General features: G+C 71.1%; 18 protein-coding genes. 3 read left to right on the forward strand and 15 right to left on the reverse strand.

What is annotated here, in order from left to right; translation table 11 throughout:
• Positions 1 to 131: 131 nt before the first annotated feature.
• The 4 genes from DBR36_RS18155 to DBR36_RS17960 all read right to left on the reverse strand — a co-directional run bounded on the left by DBR36_RS18155 (position 132) and on the right by DBR36_RS17960 (position 1862).
• Positions 132 to 224, reverse strand: coding sequence for a class III lanthipeptide (locus tag DBR36_RS18155; RefSeq protein WP_219927673.1), 93 nt, complete (start codon positions 222 to 224; stop codon positions 132 to 134).
• 82 nt (positions 225 to 306) lie between these two features.
• Positions 307 to 585 (reverse strand): acyl carrier protein, encoded by a 279-nt coding sequence (locus tag DBR36_RS15945; RefSeq protein ID WP_108320688.1) that lies wholly within the window; start codon positions 583 to 585, stop codon positions 307 to 309.
• Positions 582 to 1595: a ribonucleotide-diphosphate reductase subunit beta gene (locus DBR36_RS15950; RefSeq protein WP_108320689.1), complete on the reverse strand. Its 1014-nt coding sequence runs from the start codon at positions 1593 to 1595 to the stop codon at positions 582 to 584. Before DBR36_RS15950 ends, DBR36_RS15945 begins: the two co-directional genes overlap by 4 nt.
• A gap of 105 nt (positions 1596 to 1700) precedes the next feature.
• Entirely contained in the window at positions 1701 to 1862 is a 162-nt protein-coding gene (locus DBR36_RS17960; protein WP_181373646.1) for a hypothetical protein, read from the reverse strand.
• A gap of 285 nt (positions 1863 to 2147) precedes the next feature.
• Here DBR36_RS17960 and DBR36_RS15955 point away from each other — a divergent pair, with 285 nt between their 5' ends.
• Together DBR36_RS15955 and DBR36_RS15960 are read left to right on the forward strand one after the other, a co-directional pair.
• Complete coding sequence (locus DBR36_RS15955; RefSeq protein WP_108320690.1) at positions 2148 to 2354, forward strand: hypothetical protein; 207 nt, start codon at positions 2148 to 2150, stop codon at positions 2352 to 2354.
• Positions 2355 to 2364: 10 nt separating this feature from the next.
• The gene (locus DBR36_RS15960; protein ID WP_108320691.1) at positions 2365 to 2802 is read left to right on the forward strand and encodes an ImmA/IrrE family metallo-endopeptidase; all 438 of its coding nucleotides are present in this window, start codon (positions 2365 to 2367) and stop codon (positions 2800 to 2802) included.
• Positions 2803 to 2847: 45 nt separating this feature from the next.
• On the opposite strand, the gene DBR36_RS15965 is transcribed toward DBR36_RS15960, so the two are convergent.
• From DBR36_RS15965 to paaA, 6 genes are all read right to left on the reverse strand, one after another.
• Complete coding sequence (locus tag DBR36_RS15965) at positions 2848 to 3618, reverse strand: enoyl-CoA hydratase/isomerase family protein (RefSeq protein WP_108320692.1); 771 nt, start codon at positions 3616 to 3618, stop codon at positions 2848 to 2850.
• A gap of 7 nt (positions 3619 to 3625) precedes the next feature.
• Entirely contained in the window at positions 3626 to 4894 is a 1269-nt protein-coding gene (gene paaE / locus DBR36_RS15970; protein ID WP_258222924.1) for a 1,2-phenylacetyl-CoA epoxidase subunit PaaE, read from the reverse strand.
• Positions 4895 to 4902: 8 nt separating this feature from the next.
• Positions 4903 to 5382 (reverse strand): 1,2-phenylacetyl-CoA epoxidase subunit PaaD, encoded by a 480-nt coding sequence (gene paaD, locus DBR36_RS15975; RefSeq protein ID WP_108320693.1) that lies wholly within the window; start codon positions 5380 to 5382, stop codon positions 4903 to 4905.
• A complete protein-coding gene (paaC, locus tag DBR36_RS15980) occupies positions 5376 to 6278 on the reverse strand; it encodes a 1,2-phenylacetyl-CoA epoxidase subunit PaaC (protein ID WP_258222926.1) in 903 nt (300 codons plus the stop codon). The genes paaD and paaC overlap by 7 nt, the downstream gene beginning before the upstream one ends.
• Positions 6279 to 6388: 110 nt before the next feature.
• On the reverse strand, positions 6389 to 6694 hold the full coding sequence (gene paaB / locus DBR36_RS15985) for a 1,2-phenylacetyl-CoA epoxidase subunit PaaB (RefSeq protein WP_055838158.1): 306 nt from the start codon (positions 6692 to 6694) through the stop codon (positions 6389 to 6391).
• A complete protein-coding gene (gene paaA, locus DBR36_RS15990; protein ID WP_108320694.1) occupies positions 6694 to 7653 on the reverse strand; it encodes a 1,2-phenylacetyl-CoA epoxidase subunit PaaA in 960 nt (319 codons plus the stop codon). Before paaA ends, paaB begins: the two co-directional genes overlap by 1 nt.
• A gap of 104 nt (positions 7654 to 7757) precedes the next feature.
• On the opposite strand from paaA, the gene DBR36_RS15995 reads away from it, so the two are divergent.
• Positions 7758 to 8420, forward strand: a complete 663-nt coding sequence (locus DBR36_RS15995) for an HAD family hydrolase (RefSeq protein ID WP_108320695.1) — start codon at positions 7758 to 7760, stop codon at positions 8418 to 8420.
• Between the two features lie 168 nt (positions 8421 to 8588).
• Here DBR36_RS15995 and paaK read toward each other — a convergent pair whose 3' ends face one another.
• The 5 genes from paaK to DBR36_RS18665 form a co-directional block, all read right to left on the reverse strand.
• Entirely contained in the window at positions 8589 to 9899 is a 1311-nt protein-coding gene (paaK, locus tag DBR36_RS16000; RefSeq protein ID WP_108320696.1) for a phenylacetate--CoA ligase PaaK, read from the reverse strand.
• Positions 9896 to 10513, reverse strand: a complete 618-nt coding sequence (paaI, locus tag DBR36_RS18780) for a hydroxyphenylacetyl-CoA thioesterase PaaI (RefSeq protein WP_308810974.1) — start codon at positions 10511 to 10513, stop codon at positions 9896 to 9898. The genes paaK and paaI overlap by 4 nt, the downstream gene beginning before the upstream one ends.
• Positions 10510 to 12558: a phenylacetic acid degradation bifunctional protein PaaZ gene (paaZ, locus tag DBR36_RS16010; protein WP_181373647.1), complete on the reverse strand. Its 2049-nt coding sequence runs from the start codon at positions 12556 to 12558 to the stop codon at positions 10510 to 10512. The genes paaI and paaZ overlap by 4 nt, the downstream gene beginning before the upstream one ends.
• Positions 12555 to 13454 carry a 3-hydroxyacyl-CoA dehydrogenase family protein gene (locus tag DBR36_RS16015; protein WP_108320699.1) on the reverse strand — a complete coding sequence of 300 codons (900 nt, stop codon included), beginning with the start codon at positions 13452 to 13454 and terminating at the stop codon, positions 12555 to 12557. The genes paaZ and DBR36_RS16015 overlap by 4 nt, the downstream gene beginning before the upstream one ends.
• Positions 13451 to 13726, reverse strand: a 276-nt coding sequence (locus DBR36_RS18665) for an enoyl-CoA hydratase/isomerase family protein (RefSeq protein WP_258222928.1), incomplete at its 5' end; no start/stop codon positions are given. The genes DBR36_RS18665 and DBR36_RS16015, both read right to left, overlap by 4 nt.

The following is a 13726-nucleotide window of genomic DNA, read 5'->3' on the forward strand; positions in this document are numbered from 1 at the left end:
GTACGCGACGTGCGCGCTCCGTCGACGCAGTCGGGGCTGCTGCTGACTCCGAGGACTCGGAAGTGCTGGCGCGCCGACCACGGCGTCGAGGACGGCGGGGCCGGCGGGCGGCTCCGCGGCGAATGCCTCGATCAGCGGATGCAGTGATTGCTGACCGTGCTCGCGACCATCGCCGAAGCGTCGGTGCTCGCCTCGAGCTTCTGAAGAGTGAGGATTGCCTGCATGTCGTCACCTCCTTCCGTGATCGCAGGACGAGTCCCTCAGAACACGCCGGTTCGCGAGGACAACTCGATGGTCTGGGGCGTGTCAGACAGCGCTCTCGGCGGGGGCCGCGGCGACGATGCGGTCGGCGAGCCAGCCGATCGTGATGTCGGCGCGCTCTCCGGCTGTATTCGCATCGCGCAACACGGGTTCGAGGTCGACGTCGTAGGTGTCTTCGGAGAACACCGCCAGCTCCAGAACCGAGAGCGAGTCGACGTCGAGCTCGTCGAAGAGGGTGCTGTCGGCCCGGATGCTCTCGGGGGCGAGATCGAGCGCATCGGCGAGGAAGTCTCGAAGCCCCTGGATCACGTCGTCACGGTTCATGAGGCGTTCCTTTCGAGTGGTGCGGCGGCTCGTCGGCTGCGGAGGTCTGCGTCTGCCGGAGGCGGAGCAGCCGCTCGCGCCCTGTCGAGGACGTGTCGGGTGAACGCCTCGTCCGCACCGATGCCGCGCATTCCGCGAACGAACGACTGAGCGCCGGTCTGCGTGGCGGCGCGGTCACCGTCGGCGGTCGATGCGAAGGCCGACGTGGGCTGGAGGCGATCGGTGAGGGCCAGGGCGAGCGGCATCGCGCGCTCGAGCACGTCGTAGATCGCCTCGGCATGGCCCTCGTGAATCCCGATCCGGAGTGCGTGCAGGCCGAAGCTGATGTGCCGGGACTCATCGCGGCACATCGCGGCGAAGGCCGAGCGGATACCCGGGAGCACGTCCGTTCTGCCGAGGGCGCGAACGAGGGAACGCTGACCGCTCACGGCGAGGACGCCCTCGGTGACGAGGTGGAACAGCGTGACGCACCGCAGCCATTTCTCGTAGTCGCCCGGCTGAGCGGCGCTCGCTCGCATGATCTCGCCCTCGAGAAGCGCGAGGTCTCGGTGCTCCTGCTCCGCCTTCTCCCAGGCCTGGCGGAGCATGACGGTCGGATCGGCGTCGTACCCCAGCACTTCGTGACCAATCCGGAACATGAGGCGAGCGTGCCGCGATTCATCGGCGACCTGCGTGCCGAGGAAGACCAGGTCCTCTTCGTCGGGAGCGCCGAGAAGAACGGGCGACAGCAGGTCGAGACCGGTGTACTCGCCGACGATGAAAGTCGCGATGGCGGCTTCGAGCTGGCGTCTGAGCGTGCGAGGGAGACGCCTGCGGAAGTTCTCCCGGTCGCGCTCGAGACCGACGGCATCCGCCGACCACTGCTGGGCCTCCCAGCGGCGGTAGAGGTCGTGCGGGCGCAGACGCCTTTCGGCGAGGAGGTTCGGGTGATCCGAGATCGATCCCGCGTCGAGCTGTCCCAATTGATCGAATGACGCCTCGTCGACGACGAGCGTGCTCCAACGGCCCATGAGCCCCCCTGAAATCTGTGAGAGCGCGCGACCGCGCTTTCGAACCTTCAGCGCCGAGCGCCCACCCCTCCCCGGACGGGGGCACCGCGCACGACGACCGTCTCGTCACCCCGGAAACACGTCCTCGGTGGTCAGGCCGCGGCGCGCCGCGTCCTGGAGCGCCTCGCGCACGGGCAGCTCACCCGGGGACACGGAAGGAGGGTGGGCTCGCCGCGAGCCGATTCCGTCTCGTGCGGGAGGTTTGGAATCGCCCGATTCGATGATCATGTATGCATGCTAACCATTCATCTTTGACTACCTCAACATGAATCACCACGGGCCACATCTGCACCGTCACCTACGCTGGAAGGCATGGCTCGGGAGAAGAAAGTGCCCCACGCGTTCGATCTGCACCTGGGGCGAGCGATCCGCGCCACTCGCGTGCGCCGGGACATCTCCCGCGAAACGCTCGCCGCGTGATCCGGCATCGCCCTGTCGAACCTGAAACGGCGCGAAGACGGAACGAACGAGACCACCGTCCGCGAACTCGAGCGCATCGCGGCCATCCTGCGTGTGCCCGCTCGCGACATCGTCGACATGGCGCTGGCCGATTACAGCGGTGGCGGGACCGCGCAGGACGGGCTTCGCCTGCTCCTCGACCCGGTGTCGGAAGCTCCCCGTAGCATCGGGCCGGCGGACGAGGTGCCCTACATCGGTCGCACGGCACCCGCCCTCCGTGACGCGGCCTATACCGCGGAGCGATCACCGGACGACGACTGATGGGGGACCCATGCGAGAGCTCCTCGCTCACGCCGCTCACCTGGGCGTCGCCGTCCACGTCGCCCACCTCCCCGCTCCGTACCGCGGCTTCTACGACCACCGCGGGCGCCGCGTCGTGTACGACTTCTCCCTCGCCCCGACCGAACGCGCGTGCGTCATCGCGCACGAACTCGGGCACGCCTTTCACGGTCATGTCGGCCGCGACGATCCCCGCGCGGAAGCAGCCGCCGACGCGTACGCGGCCGCGCTCCTGATCGATCCCTCCCGCTACGCCCACCTCGAAGCCCTGGACCTGAGCGCAGCCGACATCGCCGACGAGCTCGGCGTCACCCCGACGCTGCTGCGGGCATTCGCCGACAACCACGTCACGCGCCTGGAGGGCGTCACCTACACGCGACCCCGCCTCGGACGGGGCCAGTATCGACACCGGGTGCGATGGGCCGGCTAAGAGGCCACGACGGCACGAAGACGGGAGCGCGCGGGGACGCGGGCGTCAGCGCCCGGTGAACGCCGGGGCGCGCTTCGCCTGGAACGCCGCGAAGCCCTCGCGGTAGTCGGCGGTGCCGGCGAGGGCGGCCTGCGCACGATTCTCGAGGGCCATCGCCTCCCAGAGCCCGAGGCGCTCGTCGCGGATCGCCGTGACGATCCGTTTGCTCGCGCGGAACGCCTCGGTGGGCCCGGCCGCCGCGCGGCGGGCGGCGAGCTCGGTGGCATCCCGGACCTCGGATGCCGGGACCACCCGCGAGAAGAGGCCGGCGCGCACGGCCTCCTCGCCCGTCAGCATCCGTCCCGTGTAGATGAGGTCGAGGGTGGCGTGGGTACCGAAACGCTCGACGAACAAAGCGTGGCCGCCGGAGTCGAGGGTCGCGCCGAGCGCGGCGAAGGGCGAGCCGATCCTCGCGTCGTCGGCGACGAAGACGACGTCGGTGGCGATGAGCAGACCGAGACCCACGCCGAGACACGCACCGTGAGCGGCGGCGAACGTCGGAGCGGGGAACGACGCCATGCGTCGGAGCAGTGGAGCGAGGGTGGCGTCGAGGTAGCCGGCGACGTCGTCGGTCGCCGGGTCGACGCCAGAGATGTCGCGGCCCGCGCAGAACGACGGCCCCTCGCCGCGGAGCAGAACGGCCCGGGCACCGTCGGACTCAGCGTGGTCGTACGCCTCGGCGAGCGCACTCAGCGCGTCGAGATCGAGCGCGTTGCGTCGCGCGGGGGCGTTGAGCGTGACGACCGCGAGATCGTCGGCGAGAGCGTAGTCGATCACGGCATCCCTATCCGTCGTAGTCGACGCGCACGGCGTCGGTGCTCGGGTGCGATTGGCACGTGAGCACGTAGCCGCGCTCGATCTCGTCGGGTTCCAGGGCGTAGTTCTCGGTCATCGAGACGGACCCCTCGATCACGCGGGCGCGACACGTGCCGCACACCCCTCCCGCGCACGCGAACGGCACGTCGGGTCGCACGCGCAGGGCCGCGGCGAGGATCGTCTCGTTCGCCGCGACCGGACTGTCGACGTGGGCGGACTGGCCGTCGAGGGTGAAGTCGATTGAGCGCACGGGCTCGTCCGCGCGCACGCGGACGGGGCGGGCTCCCCCGGTCTGGGCGGGCGCATCGCCCTCTCCGGCCGTGAACAGCTCGAAGCGCATGCGCTCCCTCGGCACCCCCGCCTCGGCGAGCGCTTCGCGGCATACCTCGACCAGGGCGAAGGGTCCGCAGAGGAACCACTCGTCGACGGATGCCGGGTCGATGAGTCGCGACAGGATCAGGCGCAACCGCTCCTCATCGAGCCGGCCCGAGAACACCGGGGCGGCACGCTGCTCGCGAGAGAGCACGTGGTGAAGCGTCAGGCGCGAGGGGAAGCGGTCTTTGAGGTCGGCGAGGTCGTCGACGAACATGACGTCGGTGGAGGAACGGTTGGCGTACACGATCGTCATGCGGCTGTCGGCGGAGCGCTCGAGGACGCCCGCGGCGAGCGCCATGATCGGGGTGATGCCGGAGCCCGCGGCGATCGCGACCACGTGCCCGGTGGCCGTCGACGCTCTCGAGACGAACGTGCCCTGTGGGCTCATCACGTCGATCTCGTCGCCGGGGCGCAGGCCCTCGTGCGCCCACGACGAGAAGCGTCCGTCGGGGTCGCGCTTGATCCCGACGCTGATCGCGCCGCGGGCGGGCGGGCGGCACAGCGAGTACGAGCGGCGGAGTTCTTCGCCGTCGACCGTGGCACGCAGGGCGACGTATTGACCGGGCGCGTAGTCGAAGGCGTCGGCAATCTCGTCGGGAACGGCGAAGGTCACCTCGATCGCGGTCGGGGTGAGGGGGCGCACGTCGGCGACGCGCAGGGTGTGGAACCGGGCGCGGGCGCGGGTCCCGCGGACGGCACCCGTCGGCGGCTCGGCATCCACCGCCGCGGCCCCCGTGAGCGGCGCGACACCGGGGAGTGCAGCACCGGTCGATTCGGGGCCGGGAGCCGCGGCATCCGCCGGTTCCGGACCAGGAGTCTCGACATTCACCGGCGCGAGAGCGGCCGAAGGTGTGGCATCCATCATCGTCATCAGAGGGCCTTGAAGTGGTCGAAGGGTTCGAGGCAGGAGCGGCACTCCCACAACGCCTTGCACGAGGTCGAGCCGAAACGCGAGACCTCTCGCGTGTCGAGGGAGCCGCAGCGAGGACAGGCCACGCTGAGTCGGAGCCGGATGGGGCCGGCCGGGGCGCGGCCGGTGGGCGGGGCGATCCCGTACTCGGTGAGCTTGCGGCGGCCGTCGTCGCTCATCCAGTCGGTGGTCCACGCGGGGGTGAGGGTGGTGCGCACGACCGCGTGCTCGAAGCCCGCCGAGGTGAGGGCGAGCACGATGTCGTCGCGGATCGCCTCCACGGCGGGGCAGCCCGAGTACGTCGGGGTGATGGTGACGGTCACCGTGCCGCCGTCGACGCGTACGTCGCGGAGCACGCCGAGGTCGTCGATCGTGAGCACCGGCACCTCCGGGTCGACGACGGCCGCCGCCACCTCGCGGGCGTGCTCGACGCTCACCATGTCGCCCCCGGGTGCCGGCGGGCCAGCACCTGCATCTCGGCGATCAGGGGTCCGAACGACGGGTGATGGATGCCACGGCGTCCGCCCGCAGATGAGGCAGGGATCGCCGGCACGGGCACGTCCTCTTCGGCAAGAACCGCGGTCAGCACGTCGTCGACCCGCGAACGCAGGGTCGACGGACGCACGGCGATGCCGTCGAGGCGATCGTGCAGAGGCTCGTCGCGGAACAGCTCGTCGAGGTACGGCCACGTGTCGTCGAGGCCGGCGAGGAGACGGCGCCGCGATTCCTCGGTGCCGCCGGCGAGACGAAGCGTCCACTGCACGGCGTGATCGCGGTGGTAGTCGACCTCTTTCTCGGCCTTCGCGGCGACGGCGGCGAGCACCGGGTCGGGAGATGCCGTGAGGTCGCGGTACAGCTCGAGAAAGTACGTGGATGCCAGGAGCTGGCGCGCGATCGTGTGCGCGAAGTCGCCGTTCGGCAGCTCGAAGAGCCAGGCGCTGCGGAACGCCGGCTCGTCGCGCCCGTACGCCAGGTCGTCCTCGGTGCGGCCGTCGTAGCTCCCGGCGTATCGCAGGAGCGAGCGCGCGTGGCCGAGCAGGTCGAGGGCGATGTTTCCGAGCGCGACGTCCTCCTCGATCTCGGGGGCGCGCGCGATCCAGCCGCAGAGGTTCTGCGCGAGGATCAGTGCGTCGTCGCCGAGGCGCAGCGCGTAAGCGGCGACATCGGGGTCGGTGGCGCGTTCCTCTCCCCCGGCGAGCTCGGCCGCGAGTTCACGGGTGTCGAGCGAGACGTCTCCGTGCGGGTCGGCACCGTGCGGGTCGGCGCCGTGCGGGTCGGCGCCGTGCGGGTCGGCGCCGTGCGCGTCGGCCTCGCGGGTGTCGACGGGCTCAGCCACCGGCGCTCCGCGCTCGGCCGCGGCCACCACGCGCTCAGCCGACGGCGGCGCGTCCGAGCCAGGTCCCTGAGCCCGTCGAAGGGACCGTGACGCACGATCGGTCGAGGTGCTCACAGGTGCGGCACCCCCTCGGACGCGGTGTAGTACACCGCATGCCGGTAGTTCTTGCCCGCCGGCGACTCAAAGAACGCGCCCTTCGCTCCCGGGTCGCTCGTAGTCACGGCATCCGAGGGCACGACCCACACCGACACGCCTTCTCCGCGGCGGGTGTAGAGGTCACGGGCGTTGCGAACGGCGAGTTCGGCGTCGGGCGCGTGGAGCGAGCCGACGTGTACGTGGCTGAGGCCGCGGTTTGCGCGCACGAAGACTTCCCACAGGGGCCAGGTCTCGGCGGGGCTCCCACCCGGCGTCGCCATCAGGCCGCCGCCTTCGCGCTCTTCTTGGCCGCGTACGCCGCGGCCGCCTCGCGCACCCACGCGCCCTCTTCGTGGGCGTCGCGGCGGTGCTGCCGCCGCAGGGTGTTCAGCGGACCGCGTCCGGCGAGAACCTCGTTGAACTCGGTCCAGTCGATCTCGCCCATGACGTACTGACCGGTCTCGTCGTCGAAGCGCAGCTCCGGATCGGGCAGGGTCACGCCCAGCACCGCCGCCTGCGGGACGAGCATCGACACGAACCGCTGACGCAACTCGTCGTTGCTGAAGCGCTTGATGTTCCACGCCATCGACTGCGCGGAGTTGGGCGAGTCGTCGTCGGGGGGCCCGAACATCATCAGGCTCGGCCAGTACCAGCGGTTCACGGCATCCTGGGCCATCTCGCGCTGCTCCTCGGTGCCCTGCATGAGGGTGAGGAGGATCTCGAAACCCTGACGCTGGTGGAACGACTCCTCTTTGCAGATGCGCACCATCGCGCGGCCGTAGGGACCGTACGAGGCGCGGCACAACGGCACCTGGTTGCAGATCGCGGCACCGTCGACGAGCCACCCGATCGCCCCCATGTCGGCCCAGGTCGGCGTGGGGTAGTTGAAGATCGACGAGTAGCGGGCCTTGCCGTCGACGAGCTGCTGCGTCATCTCGTCGCGCGTGATGCCGAGCGTCTGGGCGGCCGAGTACAGGTACAGTCCGTGGCCGGCCTCGTCCTGCACCTTGGCGAGCAGGATCGACTTGCGCTTCAGGCTCGGCGCCCGGGTGATCCACGCTCCCTCGGGCTGCATCCCGATGATCTCGGAGTGCGCGTGCTGCGAGATCTGGCGGATGAGCGTGCGGCGGTAGCCGTCGGGCATCCAGTCGCGCGGTTCGATGCGCCCGTCGGCCTCGATGAGGGCGTCGAACAGCTCCTCGCCGTCCCGGACGTCGCTGGGGGGTGCGGTCATCGTCATCGTCGACTCCTTTTACAGACCGATCGTTCAGTAAAACTGTACCCGAGGGAACGGGCCGCCGCAATGGTCGTGACCCCGGACCCGCGATGAGGTGTCGTGCAGCCATGGCCGACACAGCGATCTTCGACGTCGACGGAACCCTCGTCGACACCAACTACCAGCACGCGCTCGCCTGGTCCCGCGCCTTCCGTCGGTTCGACATCGTGCTGCCGATCTGGCGCATCCACCGGGCGATCGGAATGGGCGGCGACCAGCTCGTGCCCGCGCTCACGAGCGACGCCGTCGAGAACCGGCACGGAGAGGCGCTGCGCGCGGCGTGGACCGAGGAGTTCGAGCCGATGATCGACGAGGTGCGCCCCTTCGACGGTGCGCACGCGCTGCTCGCCGAGGTGAAGCAGCGCGGATTCCAGGTCGTCCTCGCCAGCTCGGGCAAGAGCGATCACGTGGAGCGCTTCCTCGACCTGCTCGACGCGCGCGACGTCGCCGACGCCTGGACCACCTCCGACGACGTCGAGGCGAGCAAGCCCGCGCCCGACCTCGTCCAGACCGCTCTGGCTCGAGTTCCCGGCGCCGGCGGCGTGATGATCGGCGACTCCCCCTGGGATGCCATCGCCGCAGCCAAGGCCGACGTCGCCACCGTCGCCGTGCGCACCGGCGGCTTCTCGGCGGACGAGCTGAGGGATGCCGGAGCGGTGGGCGTCTACGACAGCCTGGGCGACCTGATCGCCGGCCTCGACGACACGCCGCTCGCGCGCGCGGGCGCCTGAGCCGCGGCGCGCGCGGACGGCGCGGTCGTCGGCGAGACCGCGGCCGTCCGCCGAGACCGCACCCGTCCGCCGAGACCGCACCCGTGTGACGCCGAACGGATGCGGCCTCGGCGGAGCGATGCGTCTTCGGCGGAACGCCCGGGCCGGGCCGCGCCCCGCCGGACCGTGTCAGCGCAGGTCGTAGACGCGCTTGTACTTGCCCTCGCTGCGGGGCAGAGCGCCGGGCTCCTCGACGCGAACGTCCACGCTCGTACCGATCAGCACCTTGATGCGCTGACGCAGAACGACGCCGGCGGCCTCGCACACCTCGCGCTCCAGGGCGGGGTGCCGCTCGATGCGGACGGTCATGGCATCCATCCGTCCCTCGCGGCGCAGCTCGAGCACGAAGTGCGGGGTGAGGGTCTCGATGCCCATCACGATCTCTTCGATCTGCGTGGGGAAGAGGTTCACCCCGCGCAGGATGATCATGTCGTCGTTGCGGCCGGTGATCTTCTCGATGCGGCGCATCGCCGGGAAGGCCGTCCCCGGACGCAGCCGGGTGAGGTCGCGCGTGCGGTAGCGGATGACCGGGAACGCCTCTTTGGTCAGCGAGGTGAAGACCAGCTCGCCGAGCTCGCCGTCCGCCACCGGCATCCCGGTGTCGCCGTCGATCGTCTCGGGCAGGAAGTGGTCCTCCCACACGTGCGGTCCGTCCTTGGTGAGGGAGCTCTCGGATGCCACGCCCGGACCCATCACCTCGCTCAGGCCGTAGATGTCGACGGCGGTGAGGTCGAGGCGACGCTCGATCTCGCGGCGCATCTCGTTGGTCCAGGGCTCGGCCCCGAGCACCGCGACCCGCAGCGACGTCGAGCGCGGGTCGATGCCCGCCGCCTCCAGCGCGTCGGCGATCGTGAGCAGGTAGCTCGGCGTGCACAGGATGGCATCCGGTTCGAAATCCTGGATGAGCTGGGCCTGGCGCGCGGTCTGCCCGCCCGACATGGGGATGACGGTCGCCCCGAGGCGCTCAATCCCCGCGTGCGCGCCGAGCCCGCCCGTGAACAGCCCGTAGCCGTAGGCGTTGTGCACGCGGTCCCCCGCGCGCAGGCCGGCGGCACTGAGCGAACGGGCGATGAGGTCGGCCCAGCGGTCGAGGTCGCCGGCCGTGTAGCCGACGACGGTGGGGCGCCCGGTGGTTCCCGACGAGGCGTGGATGCGGCGGACGTCGGCCATCGGCACCGCGAACATGCCGAAGGGGTAGGTCTCGCGCAGGTCGGCCTTGGTCGTGAACGGCAGCAGGCGGATGTCGTCGAGGGCGCGGATGTCGTCGGGGCGGACGCCGGCCTCGTCGAACTTGCGCCGGTACAGCGCGACGTTGTCGTACGCGTGGCGGACCGTCCACTGCAACCGCTCGAGCTGCAGGGCGCGCAGGCGGTCGAGCGGGATGCCGGTCGGATCGACGGATGCCAGGAAGTCCGGGCGCGGTGCGGTGGTCAGGGTCATCGGGACACCTCCGTGGTGGGGAGCGCGGCGCTGCGCTCGAAATCGTTCAAGGGAAGGGGGTCGGCGTCATGCACAACCTCCGCGATGTGCACATCCTCCGTCGGCTCGGCGGCGTGTCGAGCGGAGTTCGTGCGCATCGCGGAGGTTGTGTCCGCCGCGGGTTCCGCCGCCGGCGCGGCGCCAGCCGCCGCCGCGGGCTCGGCCACCCCCGCGGGCTCGGCCGGCGGCCGTCGATCCGTCGTGATGCTGCGCCCGCGCACCTCGGCGACGAGGTCGCCCGTCTCATCGGTCACGCGGATGTCGTACAGCCCGGTGCGTCCGCTGCGGGCCCGCCGCACGGCCGTCGCGGTGAGCGTCTGCCCCGACGTCGTCGACTTCAGGAACGTGATGTCAGCTCCCCCGGCGACGGTCACCCTCTCGTCTTCGTTGCACGCGATCGCGAACGCCGTATCGGCCAGGGTGAAGACGAGCCCGCCGTGGGTGATGGCGAAGCCGTTCAGCATGTCGTCGCGCACGGTCATCGACACGCGCGACTCCCCCGGCGCGTCGTGCTCGACGATCATGCCGAGCATCGCCGAGGCGCGGTCGCGCTGCATCATGGACCGGAGAGTCACACCAGCACCTCGGCGGGAGCCCAGGTCTTGGCCACGAGGGTCAGCACGTCGTACTGCGCCACGATCTCGTGGTCCTGATTGCGGATGACGGCATCCCACCGCACCTCGCCGTACTCGTCGGTCTCGCGCGGGGTGATCTGCTTCGCGGTCAGCGCGACGCGGATGCGGTCGCCGGGTGAGACGGGGGTCATGAAGCGCAGGTTCTCGAGCCCCGAGTTCGCGAGCACGGGACCGGGTGCCGGATCGACGAACAGCCCCGCCGCCCACGACACCAGCAGGTAGCCGTGCGCCACGCGGCCGGGGAAGAAGGGGTTCGCCGCGGCGGACTCCTCGTCCATGTGGGCGTAGAAGGTGTCGCCGGTGAACCTCGCGAACACCTCGATGTCGTCGAGGGTAACCTCGCGCTCGGCCGACTCGACGGCATCCCCGATCCGGAGGTCCGACAGGGGTTTGCGGAAGGGATGGATGCCGTCGGTGTCGGTGTCGGCTCCGGGATGCCAGACCCCGGTCAGCGCGGTCAGCATGCGCGGCGAGCCCTGGATCGCCGTGCGCTGCATGTGGTGCAGGACGGAGCGGATGCCGCCGAGCTCCTCGCCGCCGCCCGCCCGGCCGGGGCCGCCGTGCACGAGGTGGGGAACCGGGGCGCCGTGCCCGGTGGAGGTGCGCGCATCGTCGCGGTCGAGGAAGAGCACCCGCCCGTTCATCGCACCCATGCGGGTGAGCAGCTCGGTGGCGACGTCGGGGTCGTGGGTGGCGACGCTCGTGACGAGGGAGCCGCCGCCCCGGCCCACGATGGTCGCCGCGTCGGCGACGTCGGCGTACTCGACGATGCTGGCGACCGGCCCGAACGCCTCGATGTCGTTGACGGCCGGGGTCGCGGCATCCGCGAACGACAGCAGCATCGGCTGCAGGAAGGCACCGTCGGCGGGCACCCCGACGGGAGGCTCGGCGGCGCCGACGACGAAACGTCCGCCGGCGTCGCGCAGGGCCTGCACCTGACGGAGCACCTCGTCGCGCTGCGCGAGCGAGACGACCGGACCCATCGTCACGCCCTCGGCGCGTGGGTCGCCGATGACCACGCGCTCGGCGATCTTCTGCCGCAGCGCCTCGGCCACGGCATCCGTCATGCCCGCCGGAACGATCGCGCGGCGGATCGCGGTGCACTTCTGTCCCGCCTTGGTGGTCATCTCGACGAGCAGCTGCTTCACGTACGCGTCGAACTCGGGGGTGCCGGGCGTCGCGTCGGGGCCGAGGATCGAGGCGTTGACGGAGTCGGTCTCGCTCGTGAACCGCACGCCGGGCGCGGCCTGGGCGCGCAGGCGCTCGGCGGTGGAGGCGCTGCCGGTGAACCCGACGGTGTCGCCGAGGTCGAGCAGGTCGAACAGGCCGGGGACGCTTCCGCTGACCAGCTGCAGCGCCCCCTCGGGGAGCAGTCCCGTCTCGACGACCATGCGCACCCACGCCTCGGCGACGTACGCCGTGGGGGTCGCGGGCTTGACGATCGTGGGGAGGCCGGCGAGGAAGGCCGGCGCGAACTTCTCGAGCGCGCCCCACATCGGGAAGTTGAAGGCGTTGATCTGCACCGCCACGCCCGGCAGGCGCGTGTAGACGTGCCGGCCGAGGAACGAGCCGTCCTTCGACAGCCGCTCGACGGGTCCGTCGAGCACGACCGTGCCGGCGGGCAGCTCACGCCGCGCCTTCGACGAGAACGTGAACAGCACGCCGATGCCGCCGTCGACGTCGCTGAGCGAGTCGCGCCGCGTCGAGCCCGAGCGCTCCGACAGCGCGTACAGCTCCTCGCGGCGGTCGTTGAGGGCGATCGCGAGGTTCTTGAGCACCATCGCGCGCTGGTGGAAGGTGAGGGCGCCGATACTGCGCTGCCCTTCGCGGCGCGCGAAGGCGACGGCCGCGGCCAGGTCCAGACCCTTCGTGCTGACCCGCACGATCTCGTCGCCGGTCGAGGCGTCGCGCACGACCGCGGCGTCGGGGTCGGCGTCGGGAGTCCACCAGGCCCCGTTCACGTAGCTGGGCAGAATTGTCATCATGCGCCCCATTCGTAGAAACCACGGCCGGTCTTGCGACCCAGGTGCCCCTCGGCGACGAGCTTTCTCAGCAGCGCCGGCGGGGCGAAGCGCGCACCGAACGCGCGCTCGAGTTCTTCGGCGATCCCCAGGCGCACGTCGAGACCGACGACGTCGGTCGTGCGCAGGGGGCCCATCGGATGCCGGTACCCCAGCTCCATGGCGGTGTCGATGTCGTGCGCCGAGGCGACGCCCTCTTCGAGCATGCGGATCGCCTCGAGTCCCAGCGCCACCCCGAGACGGCTCGACGCGAAGCCGGGTGCATCGCGCACGACGACCGCGCTCTTGCCGATGGCCTCGACCCAGTCGGTCGCCGCACGTACGACCTCGGGCGTCGTCGCCGCTCCCGTGACGACTTCGACCAGCGCCGAGGCCGGCACGGGGTTGAAGAAGTGCAGCCCGAGGAACCGCTCGGGGCGGCGGAGCGAAGCGGCGAGCGCGTCGATCGAGATGGACGAGGTGTTGGATGCCACGACCGCCCCCGCGTCGACGGCCGCCTCGATGCGGGTGAGGGCGTCGATCTTCAGGGCGCGGTCCTCGGGGACCGCCTCGACGATCAGCCCCGCCCCCGCGAAGCCCGCGGGGTCGGACCCGACGCTGAGGGTGTCGGCGTCCGGCAGGTCCCGCCCCCGCGCGGCGGAGCGCTCGAGGGCTGTGGCGACGCGATCACGCGCGGCGGCCGCGGCCTGGTCGTCGCGCTCGACGACGTGCACGCGCGCACCGGCCAGCAGGAAGGCGTGCGCGATCCCGGCGCCCATGCGCCCGCCGCCGAGCACGCCGACGCGGGCGGGCAGAGAAGTGGGGATGCCGGCATCCCCGGTGCGGACGTCCGGAGTCGGGCGGGTGTCGGGAAGCGTCACTTCTTCTTCCTCTCCAGAAAGGCGGTCATGCGGGCGTGCTTGTCGGGGCTGTCGAACAGCTCGGCCTGCAGCGCGCCGTCGATCGTCGGATGGTCGGAACGGGGGGCGAGCAGGGCGCGCTTGGTCAAGATCGTCGCGCGGGCCGAGTTCGCCGCGATGCGGTCGACGATCGCGTGGGCGGCGTCGAGCAGCTCTTCGGGGTCGTGCACGCTCGACAGCAGCCCCCACGCGAGGGCTTCGTCGGCGTCGAGGGTGCGGGTGGTGAGCAGCAG

The sequence above is a fragment of the Microbacterium sp. HMWF026 genome (genome assembly GCF_003061325.1).
In the GTDB taxonomy this organism is placed as follows: Bacteria; Actinomycetota; Actinomycetes; order Actinomycetales; family Microbacteriaceae; genus Microbacterium; species Microbacterium testaceum_E.

Bases quoted from the DNA above. Each gene is read 5' to 3' on its own strand.
- paaK (WP_108320696.1), bottom strand. From the start codon at position 9,899: ATGACCCTGACCACCGCACCGCGCCCGGACTTCCTGGCATCCGTCGAT.
- DBR36_RS15950 (WP_108320689.1), bottom strand. From the start codon at position 1,595: ATGGGCCGTTGGAGCACGCTCGTCGTCGACGAGGCGTCATTCGATCAA.
- DBR36_RS17960 (WP_181373646.1), bottom strand. From the start codon at position 1,862: ATGATCATCGAATCGGGCGATTCCAAACCTCCCGCACGAGACGGAATC.
- DBR36_RS15960 (WP_108320691.1), top strand. From the start codon at position 2,365: ATGCGAGAGCTCCTCGCTCACGCCGCTCACCTGGGCGTCGCCGTCCAC.
- paaE (WP_258222924.1), bottom strand. From the start codon at position 4,894: ATGGATGCCACACCTTCGGCCGCTCTCGCGCCGGTGAATGTCGAGACT.
- DBR36_RS15945 (WP_108320688.1), bottom strand. From the start codon at position 585: ATGAACCGTGACGACGTGATCCAGGGGCTTCGAGACTTCCTCGCCGAT.
- paaA (WP_108320694.1), bottom strand. From the start codon at position 7,653: ATGACGATGACCGCACCCCCCAGCGACGTCCGGGACGGCGAGGAGCTG.
- paaD (WP_108320693.1), bottom strand. From the start codon at position 5,382: ATGGTGAGCGTCGAGCACGCCCGCGAGGTGGCGGCGGCCGTCGTCGAC.
- DBR36_RS18155 (WP_219927673.1), bottom strand. From the start codon at position 224: ATGCAGGCAATCCTCACTCTTCAGAAGCTCGAGGCGAGCACCGACGCT.
- DBR36_RS15995 (WP_108320695.1), top strand. From the start codon at position 7,758: ATGGCCGACACAGCGATCTTCGACGTCGACGGAACCCTCGTCGACACC.
- paaZ (WP_181373647.1), bottom strand. From the start codon at position 12,558: ATGATGACAATTCTGCCCAGCTACGTGAACGGGGCCTGGTGGACTCCC.
- paaB (WP_055838158.1), bottom strand. From the start codon at position 6,694: ATGGCGACGCCGGGTGGGAGCCCCGCCGAGACCTGGCCCCTGTGGGAA.